The organism is Leisingera sp. ANG-Vp (assembly GCF_000813725.1).
GTDB lineage: Bacteria > Pseudomonadota > Alphaproteobacteria > Rhodobacterales > Rhodobacteraceae > Leisingera.
This window is the reverse complement of sequence record NZ_JWLD01000002.1, coordinates 297427-316603: the sequence shown is the minus strand read 5'-3', so window position 1 is coordinate 316603 and position 19177 is coordinate 297427. Positions and strand designations below refer to the sequence as shown.

The following is a 19177-nucleotide window of genomic DNA, read 5'->3' as shown; positions in this document are numbered from 1 at the left end:
CAGGAGGCGGTAATGGCGGCAGAGTTTGGCAGTGCGCTGAAGAAATGGCGGCAGGTCCGCCGGATGAGCCAGATGGAGCTGGCACTGTCGGCAGGTGTTTCGCCGCGCCACGTATCATTTTTGGAAACCGGGCGGTCGCGCCCGAGCCGGGGCATGGTTCTGCGTCTCTGTGACGAGTTGCAGCTTCCGGGTGCGGCGCGGAACCAGTTGCTTTCTTCAGCCGGCCTGGCTCCCGCTTATACCGCGCGTCCGCTTGATGATGCGGCGCTGCAGCCGCTGCATCAGGCGGTGGACTGGATGCTGAGCGCGCATATGCCTTATCCGGCCATGGCTGTGGACCGGCACTGGCGGCTGCAGAAGCTCAACCCGGCGTCCCGGTTACTGTTTGCAGCAACGGGAGTGGGCGCAGGGGACAGTCTGATAGAGGCCCTGCTGGAAAACGAAAGGCTGCGGGCAGCGCTGGACAATCTGGAAGAAGTCGAACAGCACGCATTGGCACGGCTGCGGACGGAAATCGCCCATTTCGGCGAGGACCCGGTTCTTGCACGGGCTGCCGCGCGGCTGCAGGAGAACACAGCTGAAGCGGGTGGGGTGCACGGCTTCGAATTGCCCGCAGTGATTCCCGCGCGCTACCGGATGAACGGGCAGACCCTGGCGTTCTTTTCGACCATTACCCAGTTCGGAGGAACCGGCGATCTGGCAATGTCCGAGCTGAAGATCGAGATGCTGTTCCCGGCTGATGAAGCCACCGGCCAAGCCATGGCAGCGCTGGCCGGCCAGTGAATAGTTGCCGGATTAGTCGGACAAAGCGGCAGCCGCGCCAATCAGGCGGAGCACCTTCTGAGTTTCGCGGTTCACCTGGTAGACATAGCCGCCCGCCTGAACATAGCTGCCATAGGGGTCAGGCGCCCAATGGCCGGGGTCGCCGATCCAGATGTAGTCTTCCACGATATGATCGCCGCGGCGGTAGAACCGTTTGGCCTGTCCCGGCGGCACACAGTGCTGCAGCTTCTTGGCCAGTCCCGGCGGGCAAAGAACGCTGGAACGCTCTGCCTTTCCTTGGCCATTGCCGGCGGCCAGTGGAATCGCCAGCGCGCTAGCCGCGGCAAGAACGGTAATCAAAACTGCAAAACTGCGAACCATTAACAAACGTCCCTTTCTGACTGCCTTTCACATACCGGGCTGCCCGCAAATGCCAAGGGACCTGAAAATGAGCGGCGGCGGCCCGCCTGCTGCAGGCTCAGGCGGCGGCAAGAACCCGCGCTTCGTAGCTGCGCAGGGTCAGTCGGGCGGCATTTCCGTAGCCCCGGCCGGTTTCCGCGCAGAGCTCCGGGAATAATTCCTGGATTTCCGCCAATGTGCCGGAATCGAAACCCGAAGCGGTTTCCGGGCCGGGCTGATAGCTTTCACTGAGCGCGCCATCAGCCCAGAGGATCTGGTGGCGGCCGAACAGCAAGTGGAAGTATTCCGCCTCCTGCATCTCCAGCGCCGGGCGGACGGTGCTGTCATTGACCAGATCCTTGGCTTTGACCAGCACCTCGTCTTCGCCAAACAGCAGCTGTGCGTGAACGCCTGAGACCAGCATCCGGTGATGCGGTGAGACGCAGAGGTCGCGGTGGTTGCCGCAGGTGCCCTTGGCGAAGCGGATGGGTGTGGTCTGCGCGGTGCAGGCAGTGCGGCGGCTGCCGACCCATTGCAATTCCTGCGGGCCGTTATCGTAAGTCAGCACCTGCATGCCGGGGCGAAGGTCCTCCACAGGGACCTCGCCGCCGGGCACCCGGATCAGCGTGCCGCGCAGGAAGCAGGGCACCGTTTGATTGATCTCCACCAGGCCGGTGTCTGTGTTCCCCAAACCGTTGTTAGCGGTGTAGTTGAAGTAGACGGTCTCCAGGTCGCCATCGGTCACAACGGTAAGTGTGCCGTCCGCGTTCAGGGTGACCTGCTGGCCGGTGGCCAGGGTGACAGTGTCGCCTGCAGAAACGGCCTGATCATTGATGTGGGTAATGGACAGGGTGCCGGAGGTGGTGGTGTCGTTGTCCAGAACGTCGATCACGCGGGTCTTGTTGATCGCGATATCTTCCTGATCGTCCTGTGCGACAACCGCTGTCTGCACCGATCCGCCTGCAATCAGCAGGTTGGTATCGTAATTGGCGTCTGCAGTATCTGCGACGCCGATTTTGAGGGTGTTGATTTCGCCTGCGTTCACCGGGGCGACAAAGGTCAGGGTGATAGTGAACCCGTCCATCTCGGTGTTGAACTGGTCCCCGGTGTTGTCGACATAGATGTTTTCCGTGCCGTCGTTGATATTGCCGATAGACGCGGTGCCGTCGCCAATTGAGACCTGGGCCTCAACGCCATTCACCCAGACGCCGATGACGTCGTTGAATTGGGAGTCGACGAATTCAGGGTACTCCTCGGAGGACAGCACGAAGTCGATGGTCAGCAGGTCGCCATCGGGGATGAAATCGATCTCCAAAAAGGAGGCGTCGCGGGTGGGCGCGCCGGCCAGCGCGTCAAAATCGGCGTCCCGGTCCACACCAGCGGTGTTGGTGCTGGTATTGGCGCGGACGTTGGTGTTGGTGGAGCCGTCGCTGTTGGTGAAGTCGCGGGCGTACCCGGTTGACAGGATGACGCCGGAATCCGCTGGAGCCACCCCCGGAGACGTTGTGTCTGCGCCGGAATAGATGCCGGAAGACAGGTTGTCGCCGCTGTAGCTGGCACTGGTGACTGTGACACCATCGCCAAAGATCTCTTCCGCCATCTGTGTGGCGGTGGCGGTTGTGTCGATATTGAGTTCCGTAGCGGTGGCCATGGCAGGCAGCCTGTCTCCAGCGGGCAAGATTTAACGATTGCTTACCGGAATGCTGCTGAACTTGGACGGAACTGTGGCGGTGCCGCGCCGGAATTCGGGAGTTTACTCGAATTTTAAGGGTATTCTAAAAGAATTGAGCAGAAAGGGCAGCCATCGGCTGGCTGCCCTGTATCTTTGCAAGTCCGGATGCCTTGGCCAGGCTTAGAGGAAACCCAGTCAGGTGCTGCGGGACCGCTGTTCGAAACGGGGCAGCATGGCTGAGAAGTCCTGGCCCAGACCGCCTTCATCTTCGACAAATTTCTTGTAGAGCGCCATGGCCAGTTCACCCATCGGGGTGTCGGCATCGGCGCTTTCTGCGGCCTGCTGGCTGAGGCCAAGGTCCTTGAGCATCAGCTCGGCCGCAAAGCCGGGCTGGTAGCTGTTGTCGGCCGGCGATTGAGGGCCGACACCAGGGGCAGGGCAATAGGCGTTCATGGTCCAGCTGTAGCCGGAGGACGTGGAGACCACGTCGAACATCTTCTGCCGGTCCAGGCCGAGTTTGTCGGCAAGCGCAAAGGCCTCGCAGGTGGCAATCATGGTGACGCCCAGGATCATGTTGTTGCAGATCTTGGCGGCCTGGCCCGCGCCGGCCTCGCCGCAATGCACCGCCTTCTGGCCCATGATGTCAAACAGCGGTTCCGCGGCTGCGAAAGCGTCAGGTGAGCCGCCCGCCATAAAGGTGAGCGTGCCGCCTGCGGCGCCGCCGATGCCGCCGGAGACGGGAGCGTCGACCGACAGCAGGCCTGCGTCTGCGGCTTGCGCAGCCACCGCGCGGGCGGAGTCCACATCGACGGTGGAGCAATCGATGAAGGCAGCACCCTTGGCCATTGCCGGGAGGACCTCAGCTGCAACAAGCCGCAGGATGGCGCCGTTGGGCAGCATGGTGATCACCGCATCAGCGCCTGCAGCGGCTTCGGGGCCGGAGCCCGCCATGGTGACGCCTTCGATGCTGACATCAGCCATGTCGAAGCCGGTGACCTCATGGCCCGCTTTGGCCAGGTTGGCAGCCATCGGCCCGCCCATGTTGCCCAGCCCGATAAATCCGATCTTCATGAGAGTTCCTCCTCAAATGTCAGCGCGTCCGCACCCAGCGGTGCCAGCAGATTGTCTACCGCGGATGCAGGGACGTCCTTGCCCGCAAATTGCCATTGCGGGTTGCGGTCCTTGTCAATGATCTGCGCCCGGATACCTTCCAGAAAATCGCTCTTTTCCATCGCGCGGAAGGTATAGCGGTATTCCAGGTCCAGTGCCCGGCGGATTGCGGGGCCATCAGCCCGCAGGCGCCGCAGCATTTCAACAGTGCACGCCATCGACAGCGGTGAATTCCGCTTCAGAGATTTCAGTGCACCCGTGGCGAAATCACTGTCTTCAGCTTCAAGACCCGCAAAGATTTCCGCCAGGCTGCCCTTGCCAAAATGCCGGGCTGTGCCGGCACGCATGCCCCGCAGCTTGCCTTCCGGCGCAGGCTGGACGGCGTCCTCCACCAGTTTGGCATTGCCGGTTTCCTCCAGCGCAGCGATCAATGCAGGCCACTGCTCCTGCGGGATGAAATAGTCGGCAAACCCTGCCAGGATTGCATCATCAGCGCCCATCCGCGCTGCCGTCATGCCCAGATACTCGCCCAGGTGATCCGGCGCCAGGGCCAGCATCAGCGAGCCCCCGACATCCGGCACCAGGCCAATGCCGACCTCGGGCATGGCGATCTGGCTGCTTTCGCCCACGACACGGTGCGTTCCATGGCAGCCGATGCCGACACCGCCTCCCATGGTGAAACCCTGCATGAAGCTGATCACCGGTTTCTTGTATTCGAAGATCCGCGCGTTCAGCCGGTACTCATCCCGCCAGAAGCTGCGGCCGTAGGAATAATCGCCCTTGGTGCCGGTCTCATAGAGTTCGGCAATGTCCCCGCCGGCGCAGAACGCTTTTTCGCCCTCGGCGTCGATCACCACAAGTTTGACGCTGTTGTCGCCGGCCCAATTGCGCAATGCTTCGTCAATAGCCATGCACATATCATAGCTCATCGCGTTCAGCGCCTTGGGGCGGGTGAAGGTGATACGGCCGGCCTGGCCGGACTTGCGGATATGGATGTCACTCATAGGGGGAGCTCCATTTGTATTGGGCGCCTGCTACTCCGCAATAAGCTGCCGGGCGACGATCAGGCGCATAATCTCGTTGGTGCCTTCCAGGATCTGGTGCACCCGCAGGTCGCGGACGATCTTCTCGACGCCGTAGTCTGCCAGATAGCCATAGCCGCCGTGCAGCTGCAAACAGCCGTTGGCCACGTCAAAAGCGGTGTCGGTGACCATCAGCTTGGCCATGGCGCAAAATTTGGTGGCATCATGGGCGCCGGTGTCCAGCTTCCACGCCGCCTGGCGCAGGAAGGTGCGGGCGGCCTGCAGGCGGGTTTCATACTCGGCCAGCCGGAACTGCAGCGCCTGAAACTGGTTGATGGGTTTGCCGAAGGCCTTGCGCTCGGACATGTACTGCACAGTCTGATCCAGAGCCGCTTGGGCGCCCCCCAGCGCGCCGGCCGAGATATTCAGCCGGCCGCCGTCCAGGCCTGCCATCGCGTAGGAGAAGCCTTTGCCTTCTTCGCCGATCAGGTTGTCCGCGGGGATATGGCAGTCGTCGAATTGCACTTGCGAGGTTGGCTGGGCTTTCCAGCCCATCTTGTCCTCCAGTGCGCCGAAAGAAAGACCCCGTGCGCCATCCTCGACCACCACAGTGGAGATGCCTTTGGGCCCGTCTTCACCTGTGCGGCACATCACGACATAGGCGTCAGAATAGGAGCCGCCGGAGATAAACGCCTTGGTTCCGTTCAGGATGAAACCTTCATTGCTGCGTTCTGCGCGGGTTTTCAGCGCTGCCGCGTCAGAGCCTGAGCCGGGTTCGGTGAGGCAGTAGGAAAACACCTTGTCCATGGTGCAGAGCGCGGGCAGCCACTTCTGCTTGGTCTCTTCTGACCCGAACTTGTCGATCATCCCTCCGCACATGTTGTGGATGGACAGGAAAGAGCCAATGGCCGGGTCGGCCATCGCCAAAGCTTCGAACACCAGGGTTGCATCCAGACGCGACAGGCCGGATCCACCGTATTCTTCTGATACGTACAGGCCGCCGAATCCCAGTTCCGCCAGTTTCGGCCACAACGTCTTGGGAATGGTGCCTTCTTTTTCCCATGCGCGGGAATGAGGCGCGATGTTCTCTTGCCCGAAAGCATGAGCCATGTCGAAGATGGCCGTCTGTTCCTCGGTCAGTGCGAAATCCATTTGCAGTTCCTCCCGCAAGCGCATGAATTGAACAGTTGTTTATTTAATAGCGGCAGCAGGCCGCTGAGGCAAGCTGCGCAAATGCAAAGCCGGCGTGCAGCAATGCGGCAGGTGATGTCATTTAAACGGAAATTCAACAGCATCATGCCAAGATGAGAGGAGATGATTGCTTTGACCCCGGGAACAGGAAGACTATGACAAGCCGCCCGCAATTTCCGCTCAGAACCAGCAAAGCCGCAACGGCCCTGCCTTTGAAGCCTCAAGGCGCATCTGTGCAAAGCATGCAGTGGAGGGGTCCAGCAGCTTGGAGCAAGGGGAAGCTGTCCAAAACGGGCCTATCAGCAGGCGGGCAGAGCAGCAAGGATTTGGAAGCCGCGATAGAAAATCTGGTTTTAGCTGGCAAGAAAAGCATTCTTTCGAGAGATTACGAAGCAGCTTTTAAGGCTTTGTCTAAAGCAGTCGATCTTGCTCCTAAGCACTTTGCCGGGCGGATGGCCTTTGCCCACCTGCTGGACAGGATGGGAAAGATTGATGAAGCCGTTCAACAATTCGGCTCAGCGGTCAAACTAGAACCTGAAAACCCCAAACCCTACGTAGAGCTCGGCTTGATCTTCTTGCGCGGAAACCGGATTTCAGATGCGAGAGTTTTCTTTCTGACCGCTCTGGAGTGCGATCCCGAATGTGCCATTGCGTTGGACAAGCTGATGCATACTGACGCGCATATGGCGGATTGGAGCCGGTTCTCCCAGCGAAGCAAAGACGTTAAGACGTTGCGCGCGACAAACTTGGATGTGAATCCCTTTGCACTTCTGCCAGTCGCTGATGATCCGGCGTTTCAGCTGCTTGCTGCGCAGCGCTTTGCCCGCGAACGGCACAGGCTGCTAAAAGAGGAACCGGTTTCCTCCCTGCCAGCCCGGCAAGATGGCAAAATCCGGATCGGCTATTTCTCTTGTGATTTCTTCAATCACGCAACGATGCTGTTGATTGGCCAATTGTTTGAACTCCACGACCGCGAGAAATTTAGCATCTATCTGTATGATTACGGCGCCGCCAAACAGGACGACCTGCACAAGCGGGCGGTTCAGGCAGCCGATGAATACCGGAATGTATCTTTAATGAACGACCGGGCAATTGCCATGCTGGCCCGCGAAGATCAGATTGACGTTGCGGTGGATTTAAAGGGCTACACCCAGGACGGGCGGGCAGGAATTTTTGCAGTTCGCGCAGCCCCAGTGCAAATGTCTTTCCTGGGATTTCCTGGGACCGTCGGTATGCCGGCAATGGATTACATTGTTGCTGACCCGGTGGTGATCCCTCCGGAATTCCGGGACGCCTACTCTGAAAAGACGCTGAATATGCCCTATTGCTACCAGATAAATGACCGCAGCAGGATCAAGGCTTTCCCGCCCGTCACGCGGGCCGAGGCCGGGCTGCCGGAGGACGCGTTTGTTTTTTGCTCCTTCAACAACAGCTATAAGATTTCTCCCCGGGAGTTTGATATCTGGATGGACCTTCTCCGGCAGGTGCCGGACAGCGTGCTGTGGTGCTTCGCCGGGCACAAGGAGGCTGAAGCCAACCTAAGAGTAGAAGCGGAGAAACGAGGCATCAGCGGTGACCGGGTGATTTTCGCCCGCAGACTGCCGCAAGGGGCGCATCTGGCGCGGCACCAACTGGCGGATCTTTTCCTGGATACCTTTGCAGTCAATGCCCATACGACAGCCAGCGATTCCCTTTTGGCCGGCGTGCCGGTGGTTACCAAACTCGGCCGCCAGTTCGCAGCAAGAGTGGCCGGCAGCATCCTGACCGCCGCCGGGGTTCCGGAACTTGTTGCAAGCAGCGACGAGGAATATGCGGCTTTGGCGCTGCGGCTGGCGCAGAACCCGGTCGAGCTGACGGCCATCCGCGAGAAAATTGCCACTGGCCTTGCTGACAGCGATTTGTTCAATTCCAGGCAGTTCTGCAAAGACTTGGAAAGAGGTATTGAAACCGCAGTGCACCGCTTTGCAGACGGGCTGCCGCCAGATCATATTCAGCTCTAACCCGACTCGCCGCGGATGAACAGCGGTGCAAGCTGCTCAGTTTCTAAAGCAGCCTGACCTGGGTTCCGATCTGCACCATGTCATAAAGTTCTTCGACATGCTGGTTGTAGAGGCCGATGCAGCCGGAAGAGCTTTGCCGCCCGATTTTTCGGGTGTCATGGGTGCCATGCACCAAGTAGGCAGGCCAATCGAGATACATCGCGCGTGTGCCCAGCGGATTGCCGGGGACGCCGCCTTCTATGCGCTGCGGCAGAGTGGGGTCGCGTTCGCGCATGGAAGCGGTCGGGGTCCAGCTTGGATTCTCGCGCTTGCGGACAACCTTGGTATAGCCGCGCTTGGTCAGCTCTTCGGTCATCGGCACCGAGGAGGGGAACAGCCGGTAGGTCTCTCCGTCACCGCCCCAGTAATGCAGCGCGCGGGAGTTGATGTCCGCCAGCAGGCAGCCGACCCCCAGCTCATCGAAATGAACCCGCCAGTCCTGCTGGGCAAAAGCAGAGATGTTGCGCTGCACCGGCACTTCTTCGCGGATGGCCGGTTCACTTTGCGGAAACGCGTCGGTGGACTGGGCGCGCAAGAGCGCAGGTGTGGCCAGGGTTGCGCCAAGCCCGGTCAGGGCGGCGCGGCGGGTTATGCGGTGTTTGGTCATCTTGTCCTCTGCCGGGCTGCTCGAAAACTCGGCAGCAAGATAAGCAAGCACACGGGTTTTCATAGGGGCCCAATAGCGGATTTGACCCGCCTCACAAACTTGTGTCGGCGCGGGCGGCAGGTTCCCGCCGCTGCGCCGGGCAGGTTTCAGCCATAAAGCTGGCGGGCCTGGGCGAAGGACAGCAGCCGCTTGCTGTCTTCGTCCCACAGGTGCAGCCGCGCATTGGCCAGGCTCTCGCGGATGGTCATCCGGTTGCCTTCGGCCAATTCTGCATGATCCCGCAGCACTTGCGGCAACCTGTAGAAGGGAATGCGGCTGTAAAGGTGATGCACGTGGTGAATGCCGATATTGGCGCTGAGCCATTGCAGCACCGGCGGCAGCACATAGTGGGAGCTGCCATGCAGAGCGGAGTCATGCAGCTGCCAGTCCTCTTCCTGCTCCCACTGTGTGGTTTCAAACTGATGCTGCACGTAAAACAGCCACAGGCCGGCGGTTGCAGCGATCAGCGTGGCAGGCACGAAAATGAGCAGAATTGGCATCAGCCCGCCAAAGTACCAGATAGCTGCCAGAGCTGCGATGATTGTTGCGTTTGTGCCCATTGCGCTGATCCAGTAGCGGGACTGGTCCATCAGGCCGTAAGGAATGCGGTTCTGCAGGAAAAACAGATAGCCGGGGCCAATACCGAACAGCGTCACCGGGTGGCGGTAAAGACGGTACATCAGCCGCCCCCAGCGGCTTTCCGCCCGGTACTCCGCCACCGTCATGGTGTGGATGTCGCCCATGCCGCGCTTGCCCAGGTTGCCATGGGTGCTGTGGTGGATCGAGTGGGTGCGGCGCCAGACGTCGTAGGGTGTAAGTGTCAGCACGCCGATGATCCGTCCGACCCAGTCGCTCACATGGCGGTTGCGGAAGAAGGAACCATGGCCGCAATCATGCTGGATGGTGAACAGGCGCAGCAGAAAGGCTGCGATTGCCACCGAAATAGCGAGTGTCAGCCAATAGCTGACAGAGAGCGACCACCAGGCCAGCGCCCAGAGCGCCAGGAAGGGTACAACAGTTACAGCCAGTTCGAACGCACTTCGCCGATGATCCGGTTCCCGGTAGTGGGCCAGCACCTTGACCCAATCACGTGCTGTCTTTGCGGCCGAACCGGGCCGGTCGGGAATCTGGGTGCTGCTCATGCGCCTGCCGTTGTTCTTGAGTGGTGCTGACCGGATAGACTACCAGCCGGGCAGAGCAAGGGAAATTTTGCCGCAAACAGGTTTAATCCTTCACAGTTGCGGGTTCACGTCGTGCCTGATTGCGGGGGCTTCCTGGTCGAACAGAGAAAAACAAGAAAGGCCCCGGAAATCCGGGGCCTTTGAAAGCGATTTAAAAGCAGAAGCTTAGTCCATAGCTTTGAAGTTGAACTCGCCGCCTTCCTTGATGCCCGAGGGCCAGCGCGAGGTCACGGTCTTGGTGCGGGTGTAGAACTTGAAGCTGTCCGGGCCGTGCTGGTTCAGATCGCCGAACATGGACTTCTTCCAGCCGCCGAAGGTGTGGTAGGCCAGCGGCACCGGGATCGGGACGTTGATGCCGACCATACCGATGTTCACACGGCTGGCGAAGTCGCGCGCAGTGTCGCCATCACGGGTGAAGATCGCGGTGCCATTGCCGTACTCATGATCCATCGCCAGTTTCAGCGCTTCTTCATAGGAGCCGGCGCGGACGGTGGACAGAACCGGGCCGAAGATTTCCTGCTTGTAGATGTCCATGTCGGTGGTGACACGGTCAAACAGGTGCGGGCCGACAAAGAAGCCGTCTTCATAGCCCTGCAGGGAGAAGTCGCGGTTGTCGACAACCAGTTCCGCGCCCTGATCGACACCGGACTGGATCAGGCCCAGGATACGGTCCTTGGCGGCTGCAGTTACAACCGGGCCCAGGTCGACGTCGTCGCCTGCGGTGTAGGGGCCGACTTTCAGCTTTTCGATGCGCGGGATCAGCTTCTCGATCAGCTTGTCGGCGGTTTCTTCACCGACCGGAACCGCAACCGAGATCGCCATGCAGCGTTCGCCTGCCGCGCCGTAGCCTGCGCCGACCAGCGCGTCTGCTGCCTGATCCAGATCCGCATCGGGCATCACGATCATGTGGTTCTTGGCGCCGCCGAAGCACTGGGCGCGCTTGCCGTTGGCGGTGGCGCGGGAGTAGATGTACTGGGCAATCGGGGTGGAGCCCACGAAGGACACGCCCTGAATGATCTCGCTGTCCAGGATGGTGTCGACCGCTTCCTTGTCGCCGTTCACAACCTGGAACACGCCTTCGGGCAGGCCTGCCTCAACAAACAGCTCGGCCAGCATCAGCGGCACGGACGGATCGCGCTCGGACGGCTTCAGCACCACGGCGTTGCCGCAGGCCAGCGCCGGGCCGACGTGCCACAGCGGCATCATGGCGGGGAAGTTGAACGGCATGATGGAGCCGACAACACCCAGCGCCTGGCGCATGGAGAACATGTCGATGCCGGGGCCCGCGGAGTCGGTGAACTCGCCCTTCAGCATCTGCGGTGCACCGACGCAGTATTCGATCACTTCCAGGCCGCGCTGCAGGTCGCCCTTGGCGTCGGGGATAGTCTTGCCGTGCTCGCGGGACAGGGCCTCGGCCAGTTTGTCCATGTCGCGGTTCATCAGCGCGACCATTTTCATCATCACGCGGGCGCGTTTCTGCGGGTTGGTTGCCGCCCATGCGGGCTGCGCTGCCGCCGCCTGTTCGATGATCGCGGCGGTTTCATCGGCGCTGGCCATGGCCAGTTTCGCCTGAACTTCACCTGTTGCAGGATTGTAGACGTCGTCAAAGCGGCCGGACGTGCCGGCGGAGAGCTTGCCGTTGATAAAGTGGCCGAGTTCTTGCATCGGTTCCTCCTGTTTTCCTTTGCCGCAATCCTAGGCTTGCAAAAAACATCGGAAAAGAGGAAAGATTTCAAAGAGGCTTTGCAGGAACGCAAAAGGTTAACGCAGCGTTAATACGGGCACGGAGGAACCGGCGCAATGGATCCGCAGTGGGATGATATGAAAGTGTTTTTGGCGGTGGCGCGGGAGGCCAGCCTGTCAGGGGCAGGGCGCATCCTGAAAATGGACCCTGCCACCGTGGGCCGCAGAATTGCCCGGTTCGAGGCCGCTTTGGAAACTCCGCTGTTTGTGAAATCCCCGCAAGGCTATGCGCTGAGTGCAGCCGGCGACCGTTTGCTGGTCCATGCCGAGGCCGCAGAACAAGCGATGCGCGCAGGCACCGAGGCGCTGACCGGACCCAGCGATACCTTGTCCGGCCAGATCAGGATTGGCGCGCCGGACGGCAGCGCCAACTACATTCTGCCGCAGGTCTGCGTCCAGATCGCCGAGGAAAATCCCGATTTGGATATCCAGATCGTTGCGCTGCCGAGGGTCATCAATCTGAGCCGCCGGGAAGCGGATATGGCCGTTACCGTCAGTGCGCCCACGGCCGGCAAGCTGCTGGTGCAGAAAATCTGCGACTACAAGCTGCATCTGGTCGGCTCGCGGCATTACTTGAAGAAACACCCGCCAATCGAAAAGCTTGAGGACCTCAGCGGCCACAGGATGATCGGCTATATCCCCGACATGATTTTCGACAAGGAACTGGATTACCTCAATGACATTGGCATTGAGAGAGTTGCACTGGCGTCAAATTCCGTGTCGGTCCAGATCAAGATGGCGGCGCAAGGCACGGCTCTGTGCGTTGCGCATGATTTCAGCCTGCCGGCGCACCGCATGCTGCGCAAAATCCTGACCGAAAAGGTGAGCCTGACCCGCAGCTTCCACCTGGTGCGCCATCAGGGCGACCAGCGCAGTGAACGGCTCAACCGCTTTGCGCAGGCGCTGTCCAAAGGCATCCGCGACGAGGTGGCCCGATTGGAAGCCTTGACTTAAAGCTGCATTGCGGCAAACCTCGGAATTACGCAATAATATTACGGAGGTGTGCGCAGAATGCTTGTTCAAGAGATTTTGAAGTCAAAGGCCAGCTCCGAGGTTGTCACCGTCAAACTGACTGCGAGCGTGTCCGAGGCTGCAAAAGTGATGTCTGACAACCGTTTTGGCACCGTGGTGGTTTCTGCAGACGGCGAGTATCCGGACGGAATCCTGTCCGAACGCGACATCGTCCGGGAACTGGCCAAGGCAGGGTCCGGCTGCCTGGATCAGCCGGTCAGCGGCTATATGACGCGCGAGCTTGTCACCTGCACGAGCCAGTCGAATGTCGGGGACATCCTGAAACAGATGACAGACGGGCGTTTCCGCCACATGCCAGTGGTCGAAGACGGAAAACTTGTTGGAATCGTTACACTTGGCGATGCCGTGAAGGCGCAGCTGGCGCAAGTGGCAATGGAGAAGGACGCGCTGCAGGACATGATCATGGGGCACTGAGCCGCAGGGGCAGGCTCCGTATTTCTGCCCTCTTGCATTCGCAGCACCAGATGTGTTTGCGTGTGCAGAAATTCTGACAAGGCAGGAGGCCGCCCATGCGTGTGGGTCTGTATCCCGGCACCTTCGACCCGATCACCATCGGGCACATCGACATCATCCGCCGCGCCAGTGCGCTGGTGGACAAGCTGGTCATCGGCGTCGCGATCAACCGTGACAAGGGGCCGTTGTTCAATCTGGAAGAACGGGTTGAGATGATCGAGGCGGAATGCGCCAAGCTCAGCGCCGAGACCGGCACCGAGATTGTGGCGCATCCCTTTGAGAATCTGCTGATCGATTGTGCCCGTGACGTCGGCGCTCAGATCATTGTGCGCGGTTTGCGCGCGGTTGCGGATTTCGAGTATGAATTCCAGATGGTTGGCATGAACCGGGCGCTGGACAGTTCGGTGGAGACGGTATTCCTGATGGCGGAGGCGCGGCATCAGGCGATTGCGTCGAAGCTGGTCAAGGAAATCGCCCGGCTGGACGGGGATGTGTCGAAATTCGTGACCCCGCTGGTCAAAGACCGCCTGCTGGACCGGTTGGGCAAAACCGCCTGAGATCTTTTGCAGATTTGGAGACTGGCAAAGCCGGGCTAATTGCCTGGCTTTGTGCTTTTGCCGGCGGGTTGCGTGTAAGTACCGGCCGAAGGCAGGCAACAGGGCTTGAGGCCAGCGGCTCCGGAAACGATGGCGGTGTCAGCGCCAGAAGGCGACCCAGTCAATCAGCGCAAAGAACTTCTTGCCGAGGAAGATCATGTGCTCATTGCCGAACAGAGCGATATCAATAGCGGCAGCGGCAACCAGGAACAGGCCCAGGAAAATGGCAATCCGGTTGGTCATGAAAGCTCCGCCGCAAAGAAAACGCCCGCCCAGATAACCTGAGCGGGCGCGAATTCTCAAGAACAATTGGGCGTTTAGCCCAGCTTGCCCATCGCAACGGCGACATCGGCCATACGAACCGAGAAGCCCCATTCGTTGTCGTACCAGGCCAGCACGCGCACCATGCGGTCCTCAACCACGCGGGTCTGGTCCGGCGCAAAGATCGAGCTTTCCGGGGTGTGGTTGAAGTCGGTGGAGACCAGCGGCGCCGGCTCAAAGCCCAAGACACCCTTCATCGGGCCTTCGGCGGCTTCCTTGACGGCCGCGTTGATCTGCTCGGCGGTCACGTCGCGGCCGGCGCGGAAGGTCAGGTCCACGGCGGAGACATTCGGGGTCGGCACGCGGATGGCGGACCCGTCCAGGCGGCCCTTCAGGTTCGGCAGCACTTCACCCAGGGCTTTGGCGGCGCCGGTCGAGGTCGGGATCATCGACATTGCAGCTGCGCGGGCGCGGTACAGGTCCTTGTGGCGGCGGTCCAGGGTCGGCTGGTCGCCGGTGTAGGCGTGGATGGTGGTCATGATGCCGTGCTCGATGCCAAAGGCCTCGTCCAGCACTTTGGCCAGCGGCGCCAGGCAGTTGGTGGTGCAGGAGCCGTTGGAGATCATGGTGTCGCCGGCTTCCAACTGGTCATCGTTAACGCCGTAGACGATGGTCTTGTCGACATTCTTGCCAGGGGCGGACAGCAGCACTTTCTTGGCGCCGCGCTCCAGGTGCGCTTTGGCTTTCTCACCGTCGTTGAACTTGCCGGTGCATTCCAGAACCACGTCGCAGCCGTCCCAGTCCAGCTCACCCATGTCGTAGGTCGAGAACATCTGCATGTCGCCGCGGCCCAGGTTCATGGTGCCTTCGCCGATGGTGACGTCGCCGGGGAAACGGCCATGCACGGAATCGTATTTGATCAGATGCGCAGCGGTGTCCAGCGGACCGGTGGCGTTCACCTTGATCACTTCGATGTCGTCGCGGCCCGAAGCGGCAATGTGCGACAGGGTGCAGCGGCCGATGCGGCCAAAACCGTTGATCCCGACTTTGATGGTCATGAGTACGTCTCCAAGCGAGCAAAACCTTTGGCCGCCATATAGACCGGGGCGGATGTGGTCTAAAGGGGTAAAAGCGGCATTAAATGAAACTGTTAGCGCAAAATGTCGCTGGTGGCGGTAACGGCTGCCGCCGGTGGCGTTAACGGAAAATTGCCGCTGGCGCTAACGCTTGTGCCCCGGCGCGGAAGCAGGCAGATTGCCGGGTAAACGCGGGCAGAGATTGAGGGAATTGGCATGAGCGGTTTGCTGGCGCTTCTGGATGATGTGGCGGGGATCGCCAAGGTGGCGGCGGCGTCGATTGACGACGTGGCGGCGGCGGCAGGCAAGGCCGGGGCCAAGACTGCGGGTGTGATCATCGACGATGCAGCGGTGACCCCGAAATACGTGCAGGGCTTTGCGCCCGCGCGTGAGCTGCCGATTATCTGGCGCATTACCCGCGGGTCGCTGTTCAACAAGCTGATCCTTTTGCTGCCGGTCGCCATGCTGCTGGCGAACTTTGCCCCCTGGCTGATCACGCCGCTGTTGATGCTGGGCGGGTCATACCTGTGCTTCGAGGGCGCTGAAAAGGTCTTCCACGTGCTGTTCCCGCACGCGAGCCACGCCATCGAAGAGGATATGAGCGTCAAGGACCCGGGCCACCTCGAAGAGCAGAAAATCAAGGGGGCTATCAAGACCGATTTCATCCTGTCGGCAGAGATCATGACCATTGCGCTTGCCGCCATCGAGGCGCCGAATGTCTGGATGCAGGCGGCAACGCTGGCGGTGGTGGCCATCGGGGTGACCGTCGCCGTCTATGGCTCGGTGGCTTTGATCGTGAAGATGGACGACGTGGGCCTGTACCTGACGAACAACGCGCCGACGCCGGTCGGCCGGGGGCTGGGCCGCGGGCTGGTCAAGTTCATGCCGGTTCTGATGTGGATCCTGTCGGTGGTTGGCACCGCTGCGATGCTGTGGGTCGGCGGCTCCATCATCATCCACGGGCTGGAAGTGCTGGGCTTTGGCTGGCTGGGCCACCTCATTCATGACTGGGCCTATGCCATTGGCCACGCGGTTCCCGCGGGCTGGACCGGTTTTGCCGAGTGGACCGCCAAGGCCGCAATGGACGGGGTGTTCGGCGTTGCCTGGGGGCTGGTGCTGATCCCGCTGGCGACCAAGGTGATCGGGCCGGTGATTGCGTCGGCCTCCGGGAAGAAGTAAAGCCAAGCTGATGGTTGTTTAAGGGTGCTGAAACATTAAGAAATTTGCTTTGGATCCGGTCAATTTCAGAAGGTGGTCAAGAAATGAGTTCCCGAAGAGTATTGAGCAGGATTGCTGTGGGCTTACTTACGTTTGCTGGCTCTGGAGCATTTGCTGACACTCAGAAAATCCGTTTTGACTCGTGGAATCTCTCTGTCACGGCACGGGAAGAAATCGTGGCACAGGACACCGGTCAGCTGATTGACTTTGAATTTCAATCAGAGTTGGCCGATGACTACGACTATTTTTTTGCAGTGCTCGATGGGATGGAAAACGTTCACGCATTCCCGCTTTTTGACTTTTTCCAGCTAGACCGGAGTGAACCCTTTCCAGAAGAAAAGGCAATTGTTGAACTCAAGTACGTCTTAGAAGGGAACGACGATTTCCGTCTTTTGCTGATCGATGGGCCGTACTTTAGCGAGTTTGATCAACGGTGCCTTGGCCACTTGATTTTCAGCCTCATGACAGAGGATGAGCTTGTAGAGCGCGATGGTCAGGAGATTGAGGCCTTTCGTCACTGCGAACCGGGCGAACCTTCAATTGCCAGGGGTAAAAAGGGGGGTGCCAGTGACGGTTGATGCGCAACGGCTCAATCGATGGGCCTGGCGGGCGCTAGACCTGTAACGCAGTTTTTTGAGGCGGAAAAGGAAAGGGGCATCCTGTTGGATGCCCCAAAGACTGTAGCTGCTAGCTGAGCAATCAACCCAGCAGCTCTTTGACCTTCGCCACTGTGCCCTCGGCGGTGATGCCGAAGCGTACGAACAGCTCGCCTGCAGGGGCGGAGGCGCCGAAGCGGTCCATGCCGACGAAGCCAGCCTTCTTGTCCTGGCCGCGCTCGCCCAGAAGCCAGCGGTCCCAGCCGCCGTCGCGGACGGCTGCCTCGATGCCGACGCGGACCGGGCCTGCGGGCAGGACCTTGCGGCGGTAGGCTTCGTCCTGCGCTGCAAACAGCTCCATGCAGGGCATGGAAACAACGCGGGTGCCGATGCCTTCGGCTTCCAGCTTGGCCTTGGCTTCCATCGCGACGGAGACCTCAGAGCCGGTGGCGATCAGGATCACCTGGCGCTTGTTCTCGGCCTCGGCCAGCACATAGGCGCCTTTTTCGACCATGTTGGTCAGCTTGTGCTCGGTCCGGACGGTCGGCAGGTTCTGACGGGTCAGGGTCATCACCGAGGGGGTGTCCTTGGAGGTCAGGGCGATTTCCCAGGCCTCGGCGGTTTCCACGGTGTCAGCCGGGCGGAACACATAGGTGTTCGGGGTCGCGCGGCAGATCGCCAGGTGCTCCACCGGCTGGTGGGTCGGGCCGTCTTCGCCAACGCCGATCGAGTCGTGGGTCATCACGAACACCGACGGGATCTTCGACAGCGCGGCCAGGCGCATCGCCGGGCGGGCGTAGTCGGTGAAGCAGAAAAAGGTGCCGCCATAGGGGCGCATGCCGCCGTGCAGCGCCATGCCGTTCATCGCCGCGGCCATGCCGTGCTCGCGGATGCCCCAGTAGACATAGCGGCCCTTGCGGTTGTCGGTGTCAAAGACGCCCAGGTCGCCGGTCTTGGTGTTGTTGGAGCCGGTGAGGTCGGCGGAGCCGCCCACGGTTTCAGGCATCAGCGGGTTGATGACGGCCAGCGCCATTTCCGAGGATTTGCGGGTGGCAACCTTGGGCTGCTCTTCGCTTACCTGCTTTTTCAGCGCCTTGATGGCAGCGGACAGTTTCTTGGGCGCATCCAGGTTGTAGGCGCGGTTGAACCGGTCCTGCTTCTGCTGCGACAGCTCGGCAAAGCGGGCCTCCCAGGCTTCGCGCTCGGACTTGCCGCGGGAGCCGATCTCTTCCCACTGGGATTTGATCTCAGCCGGCACCTCAAACGCGCCGCCGGTCCAGCCATAGGCGTCCTTGGCCGCCTGCAGCTGGCCTGCGTCGGTCAGCGCGCCGTGGCCTTTGGAGGTATCCTGTGCGGCGTGGCCCAGGGCGATATGGGTTTTGCAGGCGATCATCGACGGCTTTTTGGATTTCTTCGCCGCCTCGATGGCCTCGTCGATGGCCTTGGGGTCGTGGCCGTCGATTTCCAGCACCTGCCAGCCCGACGCCTTGAAGCGCTGCACCTGGTTGGTGCGGTCGGACAGTTCAACCGTGCCGTCGATGGTGATGTTGTTGTTGTCCCAGAAGACAATCAGCTTGCCGAGGCTATGGCGGCCTGCGAGGCCGATGGCTTCCTGGCTGATGCCTTCCATAAGGCAGCCATCGCCTGCGATCACATAGGTGTGGTGATCCACGACCTTTTTGCCGTAATGAGCGCGCTGCATTTCCTCAGCCATGGCAAAGCCGACGGCGTTGGAGATGCCCTGGCCCAGCGGGCCGGTGGTGACTTCAACCGCGTCCAGCAGGAAGTTCTCCGGGTGGCCTGCAGTCAGCGCGCCGGACTGGCGGAAGTTCTTGATCTGGTCCAGGGTGACCTGCTTGTCGCCGGTGAGATACAGCAGCGAGTAAATCAGCATCGAGCCGTGGCCCGCCGACAGAATGAAACGGTCGCGGTCCGGCCACTGCGGGTTCGATGCATCAAATTTGAGGTGCTTTTCGAACAGCACGGTCGCCACATCTGCCATGCCGATCGGCATGCCGGTGTGCCCGGAGTTTGCGGCGGCAACGGCGTCCAGCGCCAGCGCACGAATGGCGGCGGCTTTGTTCCAATGCTCGGGGTTTGCGGTGCGCAGGGCTGTCAGGTCCACTTGGATCGTCCTTTGGCGTTAACAGTCATTTGATCCGCTCAATAACAGCGATGCC

At 60.6% G+C, this 19177-nt stretch carries 18 protein-coding genes; 7 read left to right on the top strand and 11 right to left on the bottom strand.

The features are described from left to right. Positions 1-12 precede the first annotated feature (12 nt). Positions 13-783, top strand: coding sequence for a helix-turn-helix transcriptional regulator (locus tag RA20_RS01705; protein ID WP_039123945.1), 771 nt, complete (start codon positions 13-15; stop codon positions 781-783). Positions 784-795: 12 nt separating this feature from the next. Here the strand turns inward: RA20_RS01705 and RA20_RS01700 are convergent, their stop codons facing one another. The 5 genes from RA20_RS01700 to RA20_RS01680 form a co-directional block, all read right to left on the bottom strand. Continuing rightward, a complete protein-coding gene (locus tag RA20_RS01700; RefSeq protein WP_039123942.1) occupies positions 796-1143 on the bottom strand; it encodes a hypothetical protein in 348 nt (115 codons plus the stop codon). 97 nt (positions 1144-1240) lie between these two features. Continuing rightward, positions 1241-2812, bottom strand: coding sequence for a choice-of-anchor L domain-containing protein (locus RA20_RS01695; RefSeq protein ID WP_039123941.1), 1572 nt, complete (start codon positions 2810-2812; stop codon positions 1241-1243). Between the two features lie 216 nt (positions 2813-3028). Next, entirely contained in the window at positions 3029-3904 is an 876-nt protein-coding gene (mmsB, locus tag RA20_RS01690) for a 3-hydroxyisobutyrate dehydrogenase (RefSeq protein WP_039123939.1), read from the bottom strand. Next, the gene (locus RA20_RS01685; RefSeq protein ID WP_039123937.1) at positions 3901-4947 is read right to left on the bottom strand and encodes an enoyl-CoA hydratase/isomerase family protein; all 1047 of its coding nucleotides are present in this window, start codon (positions 4945-4947) and stop codon (positions 3901-3903) included. The genes mmsB and RA20_RS01685 overlap by 4 nt, the downstream gene beginning before the upstream one ends. Before the next feature lie 30 nt (positions 4948-4977). Further along, positions 4978-6117: an acyl-CoA dehydrogenase family protein gene (locus RA20_RS01680; protein ID WP_039123935.1), complete on the bottom strand. Its 1140-nt coding sequence runs from the start codon at positions 6115-6117 to the stop codon at positions 4978-4980. 194 nt (positions 6118-6311) lie between these two features. Here RA20_RS01680 and RA20_RS01675 point away from each other — a divergent pair, with 194 nt between their 5' ends. Then, positions 6312-8156, top strand: a complete 1845-nt coding sequence (locus RA20_RS01675; protein WP_193748751.1) for an O-linked N-acetylglucosamine transferase, SPINDLY family protein — start codon at positions 6312-6314, stop codon at positions 8154-8156. Between the two features lie 43 nt (positions 8157-8199). Here RA20_RS01675 and RA20_RS01670 read toward each other — a convergent pair whose 3' ends face one another. The 3 genes from RA20_RS01670 to RA20_RS01660 all read right to left on the bottom strand — a co-directional run bounded on the left by RA20_RS01670 (position 8200) and on the right by RA20_RS01660 (position 11687). Beyond that, complete coding sequence (locus tag RA20_RS01670; protein ID WP_039124062.1) at positions 8200-8802, bottom strand: L,D-transpeptidase; 603 nt, start codon at positions 8800-8802, stop codon at positions 8200-8202. Between the two features lie 146 nt (positions 8803-8948). Continuing rightward, positions 8949-9983: a fatty acid desaturase gene (locus tag RA20_RS01665; protein WP_039123933.1), complete on the bottom strand. Its 1035-nt coding sequence runs from the start codon at positions 9981-9983 to the stop codon at positions 8949-8951. 204 nt (positions 9984-10187) lie between these two features. Next, a complete protein-coding gene (locus RA20_RS01660) occupies positions 10188-11687 on the bottom strand; it encodes a CoA-acylating methylmalonate-semialdehyde dehydrogenase (RefSeq protein ID WP_039123932.1) in 1500 nt (499 codons plus the stop codon). 135 nt (positions 11688-11822) lie between these two features. Here RA20_RS01660 and RA20_RS01655 point away from each other — a divergent pair, with 135 nt between their 5' ends. The 3 genes from RA20_RS01655 to coaD all read left to right on the top strand — a co-directional run bounded on the left by RA20_RS01655 (position 11823) and on the right by coaD (position 13807). Beyond that, positions 11823-12719 carry a LysR family transcriptional regulator gene (locus RA20_RS01655; RefSeq protein ID WP_039123930.1) on the top strand — a complete coding sequence of 299 codons (897 nt, stop codon included), beginning with the start codon at positions 11823-11825 and terminating at the stop codon, positions 12717-12719. A gap of 57 nt (positions 12720-12776) precedes the next feature. Then, positions 12777-13211, top strand: a complete 435-nt coding sequence (locus RA20_RS01650) for a CBS domain-containing protein (protein ID WP_039123928.1) — start codon at positions 12777-12779, stop codon at positions 13209-13211. A gap of 95 nt (positions 13212-13306) precedes the next feature. Next, the gene (coaD, locus tag RA20_RS01645; RefSeq protein WP_039123926.1) at positions 13307-13807 is read left to right on the top strand and encodes a pantetheine-phosphate adenylyltransferase; all 501 of its coding nucleotides are present in this window, start codon (positions 13307-13309) and stop codon (positions 13805-13807) included. A 138-nt stretch (positions 13808-13945) separates the two neighbouring features. On the opposite strand, the gene RA20_RS25650 is transcribed toward coaD, so the two are convergent. Both RA20_RS25650 and gap read right to left on the bottom strand, forming a co-directional pair. Beyond that, the gene (locus tag RA20_RS25650) at positions 13946-14089 is read right to left on the bottom strand and encodes a hypothetical protein (RefSeq protein ID WP_039123924.1); all 144 of its coding nucleotides are present in this window, start codon (positions 14087-14089) and stop codon (positions 13946-13948) included. Between the two features lie 74 nt (positions 14090-14163). After that, entirely contained in the window at positions 14164-15165 is a 1002-nt protein-coding gene (gap, locus tag RA20_RS01635; protein WP_039123922.1) for a type I glyceraldehyde-3-phosphate dehydrogenase, read from the bottom strand. Positions 15166-15399: 234 nt separating this feature from the next. Here gap and RA20_RS01630 point away from each other — a divergent pair, with 234 nt between their 5' ends. Together RA20_RS01630 and RA20_RS01625 are read left to right on the top strand one after the other, a co-directional pair. Further along, positions 15400-16362 (top strand): DUF808 domain-containing protein, encoded by a 963-nt coding sequence (locus RA20_RS01630; RefSeq protein ID WP_039123920.1) that lies wholly within the window; start codon positions 15400-15402, stop codon positions 16360-16362. A gap of 215 nt (positions 16363-16577) precedes the next feature. Then, positions 16578-16979 (top strand): hypothetical protein, encoded by a 402-nt coding sequence (locus tag RA20_RS01625; protein ID WP_152618414.1) that lies wholly within the window; start codon positions 16578-16580, stop codon positions 16977-16979. Positions 16980-17100: 121 nt separating this feature from the next. Here RA20_RS01625 and tkt read toward each other — a convergent pair whose 3' ends face one another. Next, positions 17101-19122: a transketolase gene (tkt, locus tag RA20_RS01620; protein WP_039123916.1), complete on the bottom strand. Its 2022-nt coding sequence runs from the start codon at positions 19120-19122 to the stop codon at positions 17101-17103. Between the last annotated feature and the right edge of the window lie 55 nt (positions 19123-19177).